An 18,404-nucleotide genomic window follows, 5' to 3' on the forward strand; every position below is an offset into this window, starting at 1 on the left:
CCATTTTCTAAATGTTTCTTAGAATAGTCTTAATTCCCCACCGAACACGTCTCACAGTCAACGATGTCATGCCCCTCCCCTTGAAGAAGCCGCGATCCTCCCTCAGAAAGAGACTTTCTCACCATGAATGAGGCGCGTGTCTATGAGTTTACCCTTCACACCAGAGACTGAAACCATTGATAGCGCTGCGCATCTGATCCAGATCGCTCTGACACCGGTCTTTATGCTTTCTGGGATTGGATCGCTCATTAATGTGTTTAACACACGCCTTGCCCGAGTGTCCGACCATCTGGAAGACGTCACAAAGCGCCTGAACACACCAAGCGATGATCAAGGCGATAACGGGAACCTCTGTGAATCACCGCATCGCCTCCGTGTGCATCAAATCCGCCTCAGACGACGTATCTTTGTCTTAGATTTGGCCATTATCTTAAACGCGATGGGCGGAGCAGCGACATGCGGAGCCGCTCTTGTACTCTTTATTGGCTCCTTGCGTGATAGCGCCACATCCACATGGCTTCTCAGCCTATTTGGCATCGCATTAGCCTGCACAGTGGCCGCCCTCACCGCCTTCTTTGCCGATACACTGCTAAGCTGGCACGGCATGAGACGGGAGGGCAAAGCCTCACTGCTTAATGAGAAGGAGACGTCTCCGACGAAGGCCAGCTCTTCATAATGCTTTCTTGCACCGTGCGAGGTAGGCCAACATAACCAAGCGTGTGATTGACCTCCTCACCATGGTCAAAACCCCAAGCAAAGAAGTCATGCACACCCTTCCCCTCAGGGTGTGACACGGCTTCCTCAGGAACTAAGACATAGGTTGGGGACACAATGGGCCAGCTTCCTGCCCCGGCTTGATCCAACAAGCTGACAGCATAATGGTTTTTCTCCTGCCAATCAGCCGCCTTGGATGCTGCCGCAAAACCTTCCAAGGATGGAGAAACAAAGTTGCCATCATGGTTCTTAAGTTGGGCAATGTTCAGATGGTTCTGCGACGCATAGGAATATTCAACATATCCCAAACTACCGGGTGTCTGCTTCACAAGAGCGGCAACGCCATCATTGCCACGGCCTCCTGCACCGCCTTTCCAATCCACCAACGTGCCAGCCCCGATCTGATCGTTCCATGATGGAGAAACACACGATAGATAAGACGTAAAGACATAGCTCGTGCCCGATCCATCCGCGCGATGAATGGCCACGACATCATCATCAGGCAACGTGACCCCAGGGTTCAATGCTTGAATACGAGGATCATTCCATTCCGTGATCGTGCCATCATACAGCATCGCCAATGTTGGGCCATCTAGGTGCAGCTTTCCTTCAGGAACATCTGGCAGGTTAACGACGACCACAACCCCGCTCATCACAGAGGGGAACTGGTAGAGATGGTTCTTCGCCAGCTTATCAGCCGCCATCGGCTTATCAGAAGCGCCAAAATCAACCGTCCGATCTGACACTTGGTCTTGCCCAGCGCTAGAACCAATACTTTGATAATTCACACTAATACCTGTTTGTGTCGCAACAGGCATACTCCAACTTTGATACACAGGAGCGGCAAAGCTAGAACCTGCCCCTGTAATCGTCACAGCCTGCGACGCTGCATGAGCAGAAAACGGCGTCACGAGAGCCACAGACATAAGCGCCCAAGCTCCACGAAAACAGTTGGACAAGACGGCGTGATTGCAGCCCATAAAGAGCTCCTCTTTTTGGAGTAGTCCTGTGTGGCTTTATAGTCTCACTACTGCTTTAAAACAATCAAAACAAACAATTCGATGCTGTATTTTTTACGATATTGAAATAGAAAAATCGTGTCCTTTCACTCAACGGCAGGCGCCCAAGATGACACCTTTGCCCCGCTTCAGGACCGCTCGTTTCCCCTCTCTGCTTGTTGCGATTACCGCACTAGCAGCTCTTATCCCCCCTCTCATACCCCGTCACGCCCATGCGGCTGGCTCCGCTGATGCCATCAGCATCATGGAAAAACAAATCCATGCCATGCAGGCTCAGCTGGCCACAATGAAACAGCACCAAGCTGCAGAAAATAAACGTATCCGCGCGGAACTCCGCGCCCAACGTGAACTGATCGAGGCAGACCCTTACGCCCCTCGCGCTCGCCTGACACGTAGCTCTCTTTCAACACCATCCATACTTGCAAGCCCAACGTCGGGATCATCAAACTCGGTTGATAGTTTCGGCATTGATAGCGCTCTTCTCTCCCCACCACGCACAGCAAGCACGCCTTACGGAGAGCTTACAGCCACACCTCCTGCCCATCCCGACCTCTTCAGCCCACTCCGCCGGGGGCAGCTCCAAATCGGTGGTATTCGCCTAACGCTCGGTGGCTATCTCGAAGCGGCGACTATTTGGCGCTCCCGCTATACGGGATCGGACATTTCCACAGGCTATAATGCCATTCCTTGGGGGAATAATGCCCTCCATCATATGAGCGAATTTCGCCAGACAGAGCGCCAAAGCCGCCTATCCGCTTTGGTTGAAGGCATGCTCACCAAAAATATTGAAGCCGATGCATACGTGGAGACCGACTTCCAAGGAGCTGGGTCTGCGTCCAACTCACGCCAATCCAACTCCTATGTTTTGCGCACCCGCAACGTCTATGGTGAACTCAAAGACAAAGCTGATGGGCTCTATCTCTTAGGCGGACAAAACTGGTCACTTCTCACCATGTTCAACAAAGGCATGTTCGCCCGTGATGAACAAGTGCCTCTGGTCATTGAAGCCCAATATGTTCCCGGCTTTAACTGGACGCGCAACAGCCAGATCCGCTTAGTGAAAACCTTTGGCGCACAAGAGCGTTACGCCGCTGGTCTTTCGATCGAAAACCCCAGCGGTGTGCCGGGGGGGAAAGCCTATCTGCGCCCAGGACAGACCAACACTGACCGTGTTTCTGGCACGAATGTAAACAATCCTGACACCTATTACGCGACAGACCCCGCCCCCGACCTCGTTGCCAAAATTGCGGCAGATCCAGGCTGGGGGCATTATGAGCTCACCGGGATTATGCGCTTCTTCCGCAACCGCACCAGCACTACCGGAGAGGGCCATAACCACACCACGATCGCCGGTGGTGGTGGTGGCGGTATGGTACTGCCCCTTATCGACAAAAAATTCTACTTCCAAGCATCCGGCTTAGTGGGCACAGGGCTTGGCCGTTATGGCACCTCGAACCTGCCTGACTATACCTATAACCGAAACGCCGCCGTTACCCCGCTGCCCGAAGCCAATGTGCTGGTTGGTTTTTATGGAGACCCCATGGCCTCTCTACGCCTTTATGCCTATGGCGGCGCTGAAACCGTCATGAGCCGTCGCGGCTTTGACGAAGGCGGCTCCCCCTACGGCTATGGCAGTCGAAACACCGTTATGAGCGGATGTTATACGGAAACGTCTTCTGCCTGCGGGGCGTCGGGTAATGTCCGCACGGTTGCTCAAGCCACAGGCGGCTTTTGGTACACCGCCGCCAAAGGCGATTACGGCACGCTCCGCGTTGGCGGACAATATGCCCATACCTACATACAAGCGTTCTCTGGTATTGGCGGAAAACCCCATACCGATGCTGATATGGTGCTGATGTCACTCCGCTATATGCCGTTTAACTAAGCCCTTTACTCATCCTTCTGACAGGGCCATAGCGCACCCCGCTATGGCCCTTTTCGTAAATCTATGCTTCAAATAGATCTCTATAGAATGTAATAAAACTGAAACATTATTATACCGTTATAACCATCTATTCGGATAAGCTTTGATGAAACGCCCCTCTCTTATTGTTTCCCTTTGTGCGCTTCTCATAAGCCTCTCCCCTCAATCACACGCACAAACAGTCACGGCTTATTTCCATTCGATTCTTTTTGAAGAAATTTTTCTAACGGGAGAGACCACCTCTATCCCCCACATGACCGATGACGGTCGCGCAGGAACCATCTTCCATACATGGCGCGAAAACGGCAATGCATGGGGATACCATGTCTATATGGTCATGGCTGACTCCGACAAAACAGACGCATCTATCAGCCCAACCTCTCTTGTCGAGATTGACGGGAAAGACAAACTCACGACCCACCCCCATACAGGACAAGATGCTCTCTCTTCAGCGGTCTTTGCGAGAGGAACAAAGCAAGGAGACACGACCTCCCATCTCTACCTCATTACCGCCAAACGTCCTCTTTTGGAGTCCGTCCCCGATCCCAGCCCAACCACTGTCCGCATTTACCGGCTCATCCATAGCTCCCCCGAGAAAGCTGGGCACGCAACGCTGGATCGTTTTGTCCTTCAAGAGAGCATCAATGTTGGAAACAGTTCAAACACTGAAGAAGTTCTGAGTGACGTCGTTGGGTTAAGCCAATTAGCGCATTAACCTCCCAAACGGTCTCCCTATGCTTATCACTATGAAAGACACACTCACCTCTCTCGTTTCAAACAAAAGCACAGGCATCACGTTTATGAAGAACACGCCCATACGTTCCGTCCCATACGCTGTTGCATTCCTGACCATCCTCATTTTAGGGACGTCCTATGCACACGCTGAAAACACCGTGGCGGCTTCACAGCCCAGTACATTTGACCTCATCCCGTTTGATCATAACAGCGCAGATGTTCCTGATATGACGACTGATGAACGTGACGGAACGATCACACGCACATGGCGTAGAACAGGGAAAAACCAAGGATATTACCTCTATTTCGTTACAATCGGCGATTCACCATACGGTAATGACTTTAATCCAGCTGGCCTCGTTCAAATTGCTGACCAAGACACGATGGCAACTGACCCGCAACATGTAGGAGAAAACTCTCTCTCAACGATTCTTTTCGCCCGTCGACAGACACACGATAACAACCATACGACGCTCTTTCTCCTCAGAGCTACACGCCACCCCCAGAAAGGCGTATCCACTGCTTCTCCACTCCCGACAACAGTAGAACTGTACGCCCTCACTGCCCGCCCACGGGAATTTACAATTGGTGAAACTCCTTATTATTTCCAACTTGATGCCAGTGCCGATATCGGTCATTTCACACGCGCTGAAGCAGCCCTTGATGCTGTTGTGAAGAAACATCTTGATCATCAGACACTCATGCTCCTTGGCATCCCGTAAGAGTCCTTCCTTCCTCGCGGCCTCACCCATAGAACCGTTTGAACACCTCCGTTTTACCCCTTTGCAGCGTCCACTCTGCTCGTTAGAGAGGATCATGCATCACCGTGGAGGGACATCATGAAGATTGCCATCATTGGCGGAGGCTATGTTGGCCTCGTCTCTGGAGCCTGCCTGGCAACCTTTGGGGCGTCTGTCACGATTGTTGACCGCGACCCTACCCGTTTTGCGCAGCTGCAAAGCGGCCATGTGCCCATTTATGAACCCGGGCTAGATGCTCTTTTCACTCAAGAAGCCAAACGCGGCACGCTACGCTTTAGTGCTGATATGGAAACCGCGTTAGCAGAGTGTGAAGCCGTCTTTATCGCCGTCGGCACCCCGACACGACGCGGGAGCGGCCATGCTGATTTGAGCTATGTTTATGCCGTCGCCCATGACATCGCCAAAATGGCCTCGCATTCTTTACTCGTCGTCACCAAATCCACCGTGCCCGTCGGAACAGGACGTGAAGTCAGCCGTATTTTACGCGAAAATCGCCCCGATCTTACCTTTCATATCGCTTCTAATCCCGAGTTCTTGCGTGAAGGGAACGCGATTGATGATTTCATGCGCCCCGACCGCGTTATCATTGGCCTCGACCAACAAAGCCCTGACAAAGGGGCGCATGCCCGCGCGTTACTGACAGAGCTTTATCATCCACTCACCACCCCCCATAACCGTCTGACCTTTATGGGGTTGGAAAGTGCCGAACTGACCAAATATGCCGCCAATGCCTTCTTAGCCATGAAAGTCACGTTCGCCAATGAAATGGCTGATCTGTGCGAAGCAACAGGGGCCGACATTCGTGAAGTCACCCACGGCATGGGGCAAGACCCCCGCATTGGCCCCGACTTCCTCACGCCCGGCCCCGGCTATGGTGGCTCCTGCTTTCCAAAAGATACGCGCGCGCTGGCTACCTCAGCCCGCAAAGCGGGCACACCAACACAGTTGATTGACATCACGATCGCCGCCAATGAAGCGCGTAAACAACGGCTTGCTGACCGTATTTTAAGCTTGCTCGACCATCCCATTCACACGAAAATTATCGCCGTTCTGGGCCTCACCTTCAAAGCCCATACCGATGATATGCGCGACGCCCCGGCTTTAAGCATTTTACCCGCACTGCATGAAGCCGGGGCACGCCTCCAACTATTCGACCCACAGGGGATGGACCAAGCCCGCCCGCTGCTTCCCCAAGACATCCCGTATGCAGACAGCGCTCTGAACGCGACAGAAGGAGCGGATGTTGTGCTTATTTTAACAGAATGGCCTCTCTTCAAAGACCTTACCCCTCAGCAGCTAAGCCGCACGATGAAAGGACGCCTCGTGCTGGATTATCGCGGCATTTGGGAGCCCACAGCATGGCAAGAGGCCGGTTTTACCTATCACCGTTTGGGACGCAAAAATGAAACGATTTCGTAATATGACAATGTCATTTTTCCCTATTTAACATTGACCTTTAATGGTTTTTAAATAGGTTTATGAAATTTATACACATATATAGATTTTTTATGGAGAATAGGTATGCCCCTTAGATATGTTGATACAAAAAATTCTGTTTTGTTTTTAGGCTCTGGTTTTTCAAAGTTCGCAACTAACATCTTAAATGAAACCCTTCCTGATGGACAGGAATTATTTAAAAAGCTATCAGATATACTAAATGCAGATGTGAATGGCTACGATCTGAAATCAATATCTGATATGCTTATGGACGAAAAAAAGGAAAGCATATTTGATGTTCTCTACAAAACATTTACTGTGGCAAGAACGTCAAATTTCCAACATGCTATATTATCACTTCCATGGGGTCGCATTTATACGACAAACTATGATGATATTATCCAAAATATTAAAGGATCCGAATTTAAATGCTTTACATTTTATGATGATGTTCCTAAAAAGCTGCCTAAATCATTTTCTATTTATTTACATGGCTCTATATCTAGAGTAAATGAAGAGGATTTTAGTGATAAAATTATACTCAACAATAGCTCTTATGATAGCATAAACCGTGAGCATATACAATGGCTCGATGAGTTTAAAAGCGATATAAGAAATTTTAATGCCTGCTTTTTTCTAGGCTATAGCTTAAGAGATCATCACATATCCTCTCTCTTGAGTTTAAGCTTAAAAGATACCAAAAAGGTATGTTTTATAGCGGGTAAAAATGCACCCAAACATTTCATAAAAAGAGCTGCAGAATATGGGGAAGTTCTTCCAATTGATTTTGATGTTTTTGCAAAAAAAATTAAAGAAGCTCCTACACCTGAAAAACCTCAAGATTTAAACAAATTACCGTCCTTCCGCTACCTGCATCCAGGACTTGATTCTAAATCCCATTCTACTCCAACCCCTACAGAAATCAATAATCTTGTTTGCTTCGGAACATTCTATAAAGAACGATTTTTTAGTTTGAAAGATATAAAAGACTTTGTCATTATACGAAAAAGAAAAGTGGATGATGTTATAAAACATCTCTCCGATAAAAAAACTATTCTTATCCATTCAAGAATTGGCAATGGGAAAACAATTTTCCTTTACATATTTACCTATATGGTGAAATCTTTTTCATATCACTGCCTATTTTGGAAAGGGCGGAACAGATGTTTTTCTCAAGAATTAGAACTTATAAAAAAATATAACAAAGTTATTGTCATATTTGACGATTATGATGAAGCTATTAATAATATAGAAAAAATATCAAGCGAAGCTCCTGATGTTAAATTCATCGTAACGATGAGAACAAGTCTCCAAGAAGTAAGGCTCCACGAGATTAAAGAAAAGCTCCCGTCTCCCCTTCAAAGAATAGATATAAATACACTATCTTCTGAAGAAAAAAATGATTTTTATAATCTCTTGTATAAAAACGGAGCTCAAAAGCAGAATCTTGAGCACTCTATAAAGAACAAATCCCGAGACATAAGGGATATTGTCACTAAATTATACGAACACAAAGAAATTAGAAAAAAAATATTAAACATATGCGACAGCTTATCTTCCACTTTACGAGAAACAGTTATAATTCTTTCTCTAGCAAAATGGTCCGGAATTACAGTTGATGACTCTACAATAAATTATATCCTTAAAAAAGACGTATTTCTTGACATAAAAGATCCAAACAATCACTCCATTAATGATCTTATAGAATTCAATGAAGAAAAAATAGATATGAGATCATCTATGCTTTCAGAATACATTATTCAACATATGTTAGATACTGATCATGTTTTAAATATTTGTCAAAAAATAATTATATGCCTTACGAATAAAAAACATAAAAATAACTATAGAAAATTTTCTAGAGAATTGGTGAAGTTCTCTACTTTCAAGCATCTATTTAAGCACAAAGAAGACTATATTCCTTCACTAGAAAAACACTACCAAATACTATCACAGAACAGTAAAGTAAATGATGATCCTTTATTTTGGCTTCAGTATGCAATATTTATGAAAATTAACAACCGAATAGAAGAATCAATAAACTTCTTAACGGCAGGATATGCTCGAGCAAAAAACATAAAGGGCTTCAAGTCATATCAACTAGACACACAAGCACTAAGTATATTTCTTTTGAAAGAGTCAAACAATACCAATAGATGTATTGATAATTTTGACCGAATTACACATTATATGAATATCGTTGTTAATATGATAGAAGACGAAAGTCACAGGCACTATGCTTTAGTCGTTATAGATGAGATTCCTGATTTCTTAGAAAAGAGAGGGGAGTTCTTAACGAAACCGCAAACAATACGTATCATTGCATACACAGGCAAGGTGATCAAAATATTACAAACTATCAATCCAGATACCTTATCCCCACACGAAAGAAATATCGTAAACAGACTAGAAAAGGAGAAAAATAAGCTAATACCTCATTGAATCTGCCTTAGCCTACACTTATCCCTATAGTTTACTATTATCTATTCATAATAGAGGGAGAGGCTATTTCCAAAGCCCCTCCCTCTATTGGCCCTTCTTACAGGCTCACAGCGCGGTTAACCACCGTGACGAACTCAGTAATGCAGGCCTGCTCATCACCATCGGCAGGCAGCACGATGTCGGGTTTTTGCGGGGCTTCGTAAGGGGCGGAAACACCTGTGAAGTCTGAAATACGGCCATCGCGCGCTTGTGCGTATAAACCTTTCGGATCGCGCTTTTCACACAAGGCTTGCGGAGCGTTAACGAAGACTTCGTGCCAGCCTTCCCCAATAATCCGCTGAGCAATCGCACGATCCTCCGCTAAGGGAGAAACGAGTGCGACCAACACGATCTGTCCTGCATCCGCCAAGATCTTCGCAACATGAGCCGCGCGGCGAATGTTTTCACGTCGATCCTCTGGCGAGAAGCCAAGGTCAGAGCATAGACCAGAGCGCAGCGTATCGCCATCAAGGACGGTCACCGCACGTCCGGCCGCAGCGAGGCGTTCTTCTGCACCACGGGCGAGTGTGCTTTTGCCTGACCCTGGCAGGCCCGTCATCCAGAACACACCGCTCTTATGGCCCTTCAACGCTGAGCGTTCTTGCGGGGTCACGCGGCTCGCCGTGGGGTGAATCGCATGCTGTCCCTCAGCCGTTTCAGCAGGGCCCAACAAGGGGGCTCCCCCCACAATACGCTGATGACGATCCACCAACACACCGCGCCCATCAGGCATGCCCGGAGCAAACGCATCAAACAGCACATTATGAGAAGCCGCCAGCGTGATTTCGGCAAATCCGTCAGGGGGCACTTCCTCACCGGGACGGAGGCTGAGATCATCCAGATCCACCACCGCATCAATAGAAGCAACCGTCACATCATGCTCGGCTGTTGCGAGACGCAGACGGAAGCTCTCACCAACCTGTAGCGGTTCACCACGCAGCCAGAAGAGACGCGTTTTCAGACGGGGCGCACAGAGCGGCTTCGCAGCCTCATCATGCGCAGGATAAAGCAGATCACCACGGTCTGGCACTAAATCGGGCTCTAACCGCAACGCGATAGATTCACCAGAACCCGCCACGCCACGATGAGGCGCATGCCAACGACACACTTCCGCAACCGTTGCTTCTTGGCCTTGGCTGCCAATCACCAACCGATCGCCTTCACGCACCGTTCCACGTTCAATGCGCCCAGCGACATAGCGCACGCCGTCAAAGCGATACACGTCCTGCACAGGCATACGGAACGGCAGCGCCCAGCGTGACGGTGGAGCAGGAATAGCGGCCAGTGCCTCCAACAAGGTGGGGCCCTGATACCACGCCGCCCGCTCTGAGCGGTTCGCGATATTATCCCCATCGCGTGCCGATGCCGGGATGACCTCTGTCACCGGAATCTCGAGCTGTCCAAGGAACGCACGTACCTCACGTTCGGTCTGAGCCAGTTTTTCCTGATCAAAATCAACCGCGTCCGCTTTGTTCATCAAGACGATGACATGACGAATGCCGATCAAGCGCAGTAACATGGCATGACGACGCGTTTGCTCCCGCACACCTTCACCCGCATCCACCACCAAGACAGCGGCTTCTGCATCGGCCGCCCCCGTAATCATGTTGCGCAAAAACTGGCGATGGCCGGGTGCATCCACAATCACATAATCGCGGTCATTGAGTTGAAAAGGAATACGTGTTGAATCAACCGTTACCCCTTGGTCACGCTCAATCTGAAGAGAGTCGAGCAAAAAGCTCCACTCCACCGCCAGACCACGTTTCCGGCTCACCTCAATGATCTGTGCAACCTGCCCATCGGGCAAGCTGTCTGTATCGTAAAGAAGGCGGCCGATGAGGGTTGATTTCCCGTGATCCACATGACCCACGATCACAATCGGTGTGCTCACCGCGTGACGACGCGGTGATGATGATAAATCTGTCATAAAATACGCCTCAACCCTTAGAGATAACCAGCCACACGAAGACGCTCAAAAGCATCCTCAGATTCATGATCCATCGCACGCCCTGCACGTTCTGACGTGCGACTATGTTCAAGCTCTTCAATCACCTCTGCGACGGTTGAAGCATTGCTCTCAATCGGGCTTGTAATGTCTTGGTCACCCAATGACCGGTAGCGTTTGCCGTTCTTGGCGAAATACAGATCCACCAGCGGAATATTCTCTCGCTCAATGTAACGCCAAATATCAATTTCACGCCATGACAGAAGCGGATGAACACGCACATGCATCCCCTCTTCATAAGGTTTGGCGTATTGATCCCAAAATTCAGGTGGTTGATTGCGCACATCCCAACGATGGCCAGCCCCACGAGGGCTGAACACGCGCTCTTTCGCCCGGGTTGCCTGCTCATCACGGCGGATCCCCGCTACAACACCACGCAGCTTCTCTTTTTCAATCAAAGACGCCAACCCTGCCGTTTTCCGCGCAGCAGAACGTGCAGCGGGGGGAAGGGACGGATCCATCTCTTCCACAGGGGGGCAGTCCCCCAGCAAAAGATCAAGATTCCATTTTTTAACGTATTCCTCTCGAAACGCATACATTTCCGGAAATTTCTTCCCGGTATCCACATGCATCACGGGAAACGGCACATGCCCCATAAACGCTTTACGCGCGAGCCAGACCATAACGTTGCTGTCTTTGCCAAGGGACCATAGCAAGGCCATCGGTTTGAGCGTGCGGTAAGCCTCACGCAGGATGAAAATGCTCTGGGCCTCCAGCTGGTCCAAAGCGTCCATCGCTTGCGGTTGTTCAAGGGTCGTCATGCTTATGCCTTTCGTAAAATCCTGTCCGGCGATACGTATTTTATGAGGGAGAAGAAACGGGGCGATGAATACCACATTCAGTCTTCGCCTGCCCGGCCCAACGTCCAGAACGGCTGTCTTCGCCTGCTCCTACCGCCCTCGTGCATGGCGCACAGCCAATAGAAGGGTAGCCTTGTGCAACAAGGGGGTGCGCAGGAAGATGATGAGACTCCATAAAAGCGAGAACCTCTTGTCGGCCCCATCCCGCCAATGGGTTGAGCTTTACGCCGCCATCGTCCTGCGGTTCCACCACGGGCAGAGCGGTGCGCGTTGATGCTTGGTTACGCTTCCGCCCAGTGATCCACACATCAAACTCTGGCAGCACGACATCCAAGGGTTCTACCTTGCGCAGCGCGCAACACGCATCGGGGTCAAAATCAGCGAGCTGATCATGGGGATCACGCGCCTCTAACGCTGGCCGCTGAGGTGATAAGACGCGGACATCACGCAAGCCCAGCGCCTGGGTCAATGTCTCACGATAAGCCAATGTCTCGGGAAAATGACGTAACGTGTCGAGGAAGAAGACAGGGATTGTCGAATCATACTGAGCAACCTGCGCTAATAAAACGGCAGACTCCGCCCCAAAAGACGATACGACAGCCACACGTCCTCGCAATGTATCCGCCACATAACGCAACACATGCTGTGTTGTTTGTGCGGCATTACCGGTTGCTTCTACCTCTCTAAGAGCGGCTAACTCCTGTGTTGAGAGCGCCATAGACTCCTGTCCTTTCGCTTCTACGCTTCCTTAGGACTAGACCCTTATTCTCTATTTATCAATGTCCTTTTACAAAACAACGATCTATTATCGTCTATTTTTCATCCTTTCCTTCCCCGTCTCCTCAAGATGGGCCTATCATCACAGAACAAGAGCCCCTATACTGTCTTGTCATTTCGGGAATTGTGACCGCAGAGAGTATAGCGCCCCTAGCGCGTATTATTCTCAAGCGTCCAACATTGGGAGTTCATGCGTGAAGAAGCGTCCTATCCTGTCCGCCCTCCCTCTTCATGGGCATATATTCGCTCTCAGCTTACTGAGCGCACTCACGGTGGGTGCCCCTCAGGTTCACGCAGCGCCTGCCACGCGCTCCTCCGTCTTTTCTGGCGACGAACTTGACCTCAGTGCCCCCTGTGCCTCTGTTCATTTAAAAGTGGATCCCGCACTGAAAACAGGACTTTCTCTCGACGAGGCAACTAACAGAGCAACAGTCGTCCATACAACAAAAGACGGTGCCGAACAGAGCGTGCATGTCGCTTTGCCAAGCTGCCGGCAACATCTCCCGCTCTTCCTACGTCTGGCTCCAGGCACCACGCTCACCCTACATGACAGCCCCCTTGCGACGATTACTATCGCGGGGACACTCTCCACGTTAGAAAGCAACCTCACAGATGCTTCTTTAGAGATAGACCATGTGCAATCGCTTGACCTCTCTCTTCGTGGCACATCATCTGTGCATATTCATCAGCTAGACCGCGCTGCTGAAATTCTCATCGCAGAACAAGCCCGCTTGCATGTTGATCAAGCCTTCCTCACCGCTTTATCGGCACAAATGAGTGGATCAAGCCAGCTCTCTATTACACAAGGGCAAATCGACACATTGTCTCTTATGATGGCAGACCAGTCGAACGCCTCTATCATGGCCCAGCTTGGCACTGCGAACACCTCCACACGCGACAATGCTTCCCTCACACTTGGTCATATTACCGATAGCCTCAATCAATCGGGAAATGGTCATATCCACCAAACAACAGAAGCTGAACAAGCCGCAGCCGCCGCACCGCCCCCAGCGAGCCCCGCTGCGCCTGCACCCAATAAACCAGATGGTTCGGCTCAGGGGTTAGGCACAGCTCAACCCATCCCTAGCCCGCATGTTTCTACACAAGAGGCTCCCCATCTGCACCCGGTGCCGCCTTCTCATTCATCACCAACAGTTCCGACACCGCCGGCGGCTACGCCATCACCGGCGCCCCCTCAGAAAACACCGTCCTCTGCCCCTCCTGTCTCCCAGACTGACGGAGCCGCTCAGGGGTTGAGCAATACACCACCACTCTCTAATGCACCTTCATCCCCAACGACGCAGACGGCCCCTTCTCTCTCCACAGAACATAAGGGCTCGTCTGCCACTCCCCACCCGCATATAACGCCATGAGGCAGCTCTCTTACATGGCGACCACGCGTAACAAACCGTAAGAGAGGGCTAGCGTGTGAACATCTTTCTATCTCCCTTCGTCCATCTTGGACGCAGCACTCTTTCCATCCTACAGCGGGTCGGCAGCATCGCGCTTTTCGGCCTGAAAGGGCTCTCTGGAATTGTCCGCCCACCTTTTTACGCTGCTATCTTTGGGCGGACATTGGTCGAAATTGGGTTTCTCTCACTCCCTGTTGTCGCTTTAACAGCGATCTTCTCCGGGGGGGTTATTGCGCTGCAATCTTATAGTGGTTTTCGCCATTATCACGCAGAAAACGCCATAGCGAATATTGTGGTTCTTTCCATCACGCGAGAGCTTGGCCCCGTTTTAGCCGGCCTCATGGTCGCCGGCCGCGTTGGAGCAGCGTTATCGGCCCAAATTGGCACGATGCGGGTGACAGACCAGATTGATGCGCTGCGCACTCTATCCACCGACCCGATGAAATATTTGGTCACACCACGCCTTCTTGCAGCGATTGTTGCGCTGCCTTTCTTGGTGCTCATCGCGGATATTCTCGGTGTTTTTGGCGGCTTTACCGTTGCGGTCGGGAAGCTTGGCTTTACACCAGAAAGCTATATGAACAGCACGCTGGCTTCTCTTAATGCGATGGATGTGAGCGTTGGGCTTATTAAAGCGGCTGTCTTTGGCTTTCTCATTGCTCTGCTAGGCTGCTACCATGGCTACCACAGTAAAGGTGGGGCTGAAGGTGTCGGCGCTGCGGCAACAGCCACTGTGGTGACCGCTTCCATCCTTCTTCTGACCTTTGATTATCTCCTCACTGATCTTTTCTTTACCTCCTAATCCCCCCTGTCTCTGAGCGCTTTTATGACCCAACAGCCCCGCATCCGTATTCGTGGCCTTAAAAAATCTTTTGGCTCTAAAGTTGTCCTTGATGGGGTTGATCTGGACGTCGAAACAGGCACATCCATGGTCATCATTGGGGGCTCTGGCACGGGAAAGTCCGTCCTCCTACGGTGCATTCTCGGCCTCATTGAGCCTGATGCCGGCACAATCGAGATTGATGGCGTCGATGTCTTGCGTGCCAAGCCACATCATCAGCATCAGATCCGTCAAAATATCGGAATGTTGTTCCAAAATGCAGCCCTGTTCGACAGTATGAGTGTGCTTGATAATGTGATGTTCGGCCTGCGTGCTAAACGCCGCGCTCAATCCAAGCCTCTCCTACGTTCCGAAATGCAGCCTGAAGCCCTCACACTCCTCTCTCAAGTTGGGCTTGATGAAGCCGTCGGCACTCTCAGCCCATCGGAGCTTTCCGGTGGCATGCAAAAACGCGTTGGCCTCGCTCGCGCTATTGCTGGGCATCCCAATATTCTCTTTTTCGACGAGCCTACCACCGGACTGGATCCCATCATGGGGGCGGTGATTGATGGGCTTATCGCAGACTGTGTCAGCCATCTTGGGTCTACAGCCATTGCCATTACCCATGATATGGCCTCCGCCCAGCGGATCGGCAATCGAGCCGCCATGCTCTATCAGGGCAAGCTTATTTGGCAGGGCCAAGCCTCTGAGCTCATGCACTCAGGCAACCCGATTGTTGACCAATTCACCCATGGGCGGCGTGAAGGGCCCATCAAGACTGAACATCCCCTTTAAGGGTTAAAGCGATGGCCAAAAAACCTGCAACTACGTTCATCTGCCAATCCTGCCACGCCCGTACCACCAAATGGGCCGGACGTTGTGAGCAATGTGGGGAGTGGAACACGCTGGAAGAGGAGACCGTCAGCGCCACACCTAACCGCACCTCACCCAAAAAAGCAGGGCGTCTCGTAACAACGCGGCTGGACGGAACCGTCCAACCACCAGAGCGGATTGATACCAGCATTACTGAGCTCAACCGCGTTCTTGGCGGTGGCATTGTCCCCGGTTCTGCCGTGCTGGTTGGCGGCGACCCAGGGATTGGGAAATCCACCCTCATGCTGCAAATGACCTGTGCTTTAGCGCGCTCGCAGCACCCTGTACTCTACGTATCGGGAGAGGAAGCAATTGACCAAATCCGCCTGCGGGCCCAACGCCTTGAGCTTGACCATAACCCGCACGCTCTTGATAGTCTCGACCTCGCAGCATCCATCAATGTGGCTGATATTGCGGCCACGTTGGAAGAACGGCGCGTTCATAAAGTCGTGGTGATCGATTCAATCCAAACTATGTGGCTTGAAGATGTCGCCAGCGCCCCCGGTTCTGTCTCGCAAGTACGCCATTGCGCTTTTGAGCTGATCCGCTTGGCCAAGACAGTGGGCTTCTCACTCGTGCTGATTGGCCATGTGACCAAAGAAGGCGCATTAGCAGGCCCACGCGTGTTAGAGCATATGGTGGATGCCGTGCTCTATTTTGAAGGCGATCGCGGCCATCAGTTCCGTATCCTCCGTGGAGCCAAGAACCGCTTTGGCGCAACCGATGAAATCGGCGTGTTTGCTATGACCGATACGGGTCTGCGTGAAGTGCCCAACCCTTCGGCCCTCTTCTTGGCAGAACGACGCGGCAATATTGCAGGCTCCGCCGTTTTTGCGGGCCTTGAGGGCACAAGACCCGTCTTGCTGGAAGTCCAAGTGCTGCTCTCTGCTAAAGCAGGCGATGGCGCCGCTCGCCGTGCCGTCTTAGGGTGGGATAGTTCACGTCTCAGCATGATCTTGGCCGTGTTAGAAGCACGATGCGGGCTTAAGCTCGGCTCTATGGATGTGCATCTGAACGTCACGGGGGGGCTCAAGATCTCTGAACCGGCAGCAGACCTTGCCGTCGCCGCCGCCCTCATCTCCGCCGCAACAGGGCAACCAACCGCGGCGAACTCTGCCTATTTTGGGGAAATTGGCCTCTCTGGTGAAGTGCGGCAAGTGCCCCAAGCCGAACTCCGCCTTAAAGAGATTGGCAAGCTGGGCTTTCAACAAGCCGTCGTGCCGCGCCATGTCGGCAATGCCAATGCCCGGCCCAAGCCTCCCAAAGGACTCGCCTTACAAGAAACGGGCCATCTCAGTGATCTCGTCGAACGTTTCGCTACGAAGGAGGATAAGGACTAGACGCTCATAACGTGCGAACAGCCCCACTATAACGGCACATATATTGAGCTCGAATGAATGCCCACTCGGCTTCCTCCAAAGATGATTAAGATGTCAGTTTATAACTCTCAGCCAGCAATTCCTGTATGGTCTTTATGGGTAACGGTCCAGACAGAAGGATGCTAACCCAGTGTTTTTTGTTCATATGATAGGCAGAGAAAATACCATCTTGCTTACGTAAGGCCTCGACATGTTCTGGTTTAACCTTAACATCAAGAACATCAACTTTCTCATTCGTTTTCAATCCAATTTTTTCTCCGGGAATATCCATAACGATACCGAACCATTTTGCACTCTCATGGTGTCGAAATACGGCGTAACGAGGGAAATTACTCCACAAATATTCCGGTGTTGCGTGAAATTGTTCTTGAACGTCGTTAAATAACGTTTCTCTTTTCATCGTATCTCTCCTAGGGACACTCATTCGACCTTTATACAATCTTCAACATACTGAGCGCTATTTCTAAGGCTCTGCCCCAGAAGCGTACTCCTTCAGCCCCCTTATCGACAACCACTACACGGCAAATACCATCTTTTAAAAAGCTCACCCCACAATCACACAGTAGCCTGCGCCTCAATTCTCTATCCACATCGCATAAGACGCTACGCTGGATCGTCCAAAGCACGGATGGGTTTTTGTCCACGCGTAAGGTCACGCAACCACGTCGTGACGGCCTCGCACTCAGCAACAGGGACAGCCAGCACCATCTCCGCCCCTTCTGCGTCAAACTCACAGGAAAGCGTTTCCACCTGCCAACCGGGAAGTTTGGCTTCTACCTCACTGTAAATATGAAACGGGCAATGAAAACCAAGCCGTGTGCGTTCAATATGTTCGCTCTTACTCGCCTCCCGCAAGCACGCCGCTGCAGCGCCGCCATAGGCACGGACAAGCCCACCCGCTCCGAGCTTCACACCGCCAAACCAACGGGTAACGACCACCATCACGCCGTCAAAATCCTGCCCCTCAATGGCCGATAAAATGGGCCGCCCCGCCGTGCCAGATGGCTCCCCATCATCACTCGCACGGAAGCGCCCACCAGCTTTAAACGCCCAGCAATTATGCGTTGCATCCGGCACGGCAACCTCACTGAGGAAAGCAAACGCTCCGGCTTCATCAGCCACTGGCGCCGCCCGCGTGCGAAAGACGCTGTGGCGGATAACGCTTTCATGTTCTGCAATACCATCGAGTGTCCAAGTCATGGCCATTATTGTGCCGAAAAAAAAGGATTCTGTCAGCTCTCAGTAAACAACACTCGTCATCAAAACA

General features: G+C 50.7%; 16 protein-coding genes. 10 read left to right on the forward strand and 6 right to left on the reverse strand.

Features of this window, described 5'->3' with window-relative positions; genetic code table 11:
- The first annotated feature begins 142 nt into the window (after window positions 1-142).
- The gene (locus F457_RS0103690; RefSeq protein ID WP_018979787.1) at window positions 143-676 is read left to right on the forward strand and encodes a DUF2721 domain-containing protein; all 534 of its coding nucleotides are present in this window, start codon (window positions 143-145) and stop codon (window positions 674-676) included.
- On the opposite strand, the gene pstS is transcribed toward F457_RS0103690, so the two are convergent.
- Entirely contained in the window at window positions 633-1,640 is a 1,008-nt protein-coding gene (gene pstS, locus F457_RS0103695) for a phosphate ABC transporter substrate-binding protein PstS (RefSeq protein WP_026294160.1), read from the reverse strand. The two genes, F457_RS0103690 and pstS, sit on opposite strands and share 44 nt — an antisense overlap.
- Before the next feature lie 202 nt (window positions 1,641-1,842).
- Between pstS and F457_RS0103700 the strand changes: the two genes are divergently transcribed.
- From F457_RS0103700 to F457_RS0103720, 5 genes are all read left to right on the forward strand, one after another.
- Window positions 1,843-3,618, forward strand: a complete 1,776-nt coding sequence (locus F457_RS0103700) for a hypothetical protein (RefSeq protein WP_018979789.1) — start codon at window positions 1,843-1,845, stop codon at window positions 3,616-3,618.
- Window positions 3,619-3,763: 145 nt separating this feature from the next.
- Window positions 3,764-4,372, forward strand: a complete 609-nt coding sequence (locus F457_RS13225; RefSeq protein WP_018979790.1) for a hypothetical protein — start codon at window positions 3,764-3,766, stop codon at window positions 4,370-4,372.
- 85 nt (window positions 4,373-4,457) lie between these two features.
- Window positions 4,458-5,114: a hypothetical protein gene (locus F457_RS0103710; protein ID WP_156809338.1), complete on the forward strand. Its 657-nt coding sequence runs from the start codon at window positions 4,458-4,460 to the stop codon at window positions 5,112-5,114.
- Between the two features lie 117 nt (window positions 5,115-5,231).
- The gene (locus tag F457_RS0103715; RefSeq protein ID WP_018979792.1) at window positions 5,232-6,572 is read left to right on the forward strand and encodes a UDP-glucose dehydrogenase family protein; all 1,341 of its coding nucleotides are present in this window, start codon (window positions 5,232-5,234) and stop codon (window positions 6,570-6,572) included.
- A 102-nt stretch (window positions 6,573-6,674) separates the two neighbouring features.
- On the forward strand, window positions 6,675-9,032 hold the full coding sequence (locus F457_RS0103720; protein WP_018979793.1) for an SIR2 family protein: 2,358 nt from the start codon (window positions 6,675-6,677) through the stop codon (window positions 9,030-9,032).
- Window positions 9,033-9,129: 97 nt separating this feature from the next.
- Here F457_RS0103720 and cysC read toward each other — a convergent pair whose 3' ends face one another.
- From cysC to F457_RS0103735, 3 genes are all read right to left on the reverse strand, one after another.
- Complete coding sequence (cysC, locus tag F457_RS0103725) at window positions 9,130-10,998, reverse strand: adenylyl-sulfate kinase (RefSeq protein ID WP_018979794.1); 1,869 nt, start codon at window positions 10,996-10,998, stop codon at window positions 9,130-9,132.
- Between the two features lie 17 nt (window positions 10,999-11,015).
- Entirely contained in the window at window positions 11,016-11,810 is a 795-nt protein-coding gene (gene cysD, locus F457_RS0103730; RefSeq protein WP_026294163.1) for a sulfate adenylyltransferase subunit CysD, read from the reverse strand.
- 67 nt (window positions 11,811-11,877) lie between these two features.
- Window positions 11,878-12,594, reverse strand: coding sequence for a phosphoadenylyl-sulfate reductase (locus F457_RS0103735; protein ID WP_018979796.1), 717 nt, complete (start codon window positions 12,592-12,594; stop codon window positions 11,878-11,880).
- Between the two features lie 253 nt (window positions 12,595-12,847).
- On the opposite strand from F457_RS0103735, the gene F457_RS0103740 reads away from it, so the two are divergent.
- The 4 genes from F457_RS0103740 to radA are packed head-to-tail and all read left to right on the forward strand — an operon-like array spanning window position 12,848 to window position 17,098.
- Complete coding sequence (locus F457_RS0103740; RefSeq protein ID WP_018979797.1) at window positions 12,848-14,026, forward strand: hypothetical protein; 1,179 nt, start codon at window positions 12,848-12,850, stop codon at window positions 14,024-14,026.
- Between the two features lie 55 nt (window positions 14,027-14,081).
- Window positions 14,082-14,867, forward strand: coding sequence for an MlaE family ABC transporter permease (locus tag F457_RS0103745; RefSeq protein WP_018979798.1), 786 nt, complete (start codon window positions 14,082-14,084; stop codon window positions 14,865-14,867).
- Window positions 14,868-14,891: 24 nt separating this feature from the next.
- Window positions 14,892-15,680: an ABC transporter ATP-binding protein gene (locus tag F457_RS0103750; RefSeq protein WP_018979799.1), complete on the forward strand. Its 789-nt coding sequence runs from the start codon at window positions 14,892-14,894 to the stop codon at window positions 15,678-15,680.
- An 11-nt stretch (window positions 15,681-15,691) separates the two neighbouring features.
- Window positions 15,692-17,098 (forward strand): DNA repair protein RadA, encoded by a 1,407-nt coding sequence (gene radA, locus F457_RS0103755; RefSeq protein ID WP_018979800.1) that lies wholly within the window; start codon window positions 15,692-15,694, stop codon window positions 17,096-17,098.
- 85 nt (window positions 17,099-17,183) lie between these two features.
- Here radA and F457_RS0103760 read toward each other — a convergent pair whose 3' ends face one another.
- Together F457_RS0103760 and F457_RS0103765 are read right to left on the reverse strand one after the other, a co-directional pair.
- Window positions 17,184-17,537, reverse strand: a complete 354-nt coding sequence (locus tag F457_RS0103760; RefSeq protein WP_026294164.1) for an MmcQ/YjbR family DNA-binding protein — start codon at window positions 17,535-17,537, stop codon at window positions 17,184-17,186.
- Between the two features lie 203 nt (window positions 17,538-17,740).
- Window positions 17,741-18,343: an IMPACT family protein gene (locus F457_RS0103765; protein WP_018979802.1), complete on the reverse strand. Its 603-nt coding sequence runs from the start codon at window positions 18,341-18,343 to the stop codon at window positions 17,741-17,743.
- Window positions 18,344-18,404: the final 61 nt, after the last annotated feature.

Origin of the sequence: Saccharibacter floricola DSM 15669 (assembly GCF_000378165.1) — a bacterium.
Classification (GTDB): Bacteria; Pseudomonadota; Alphaproteobacteria; order Acetobacterales; family Acetobacteraceae; genus Saccharibacter; species Saccharibacter floricola.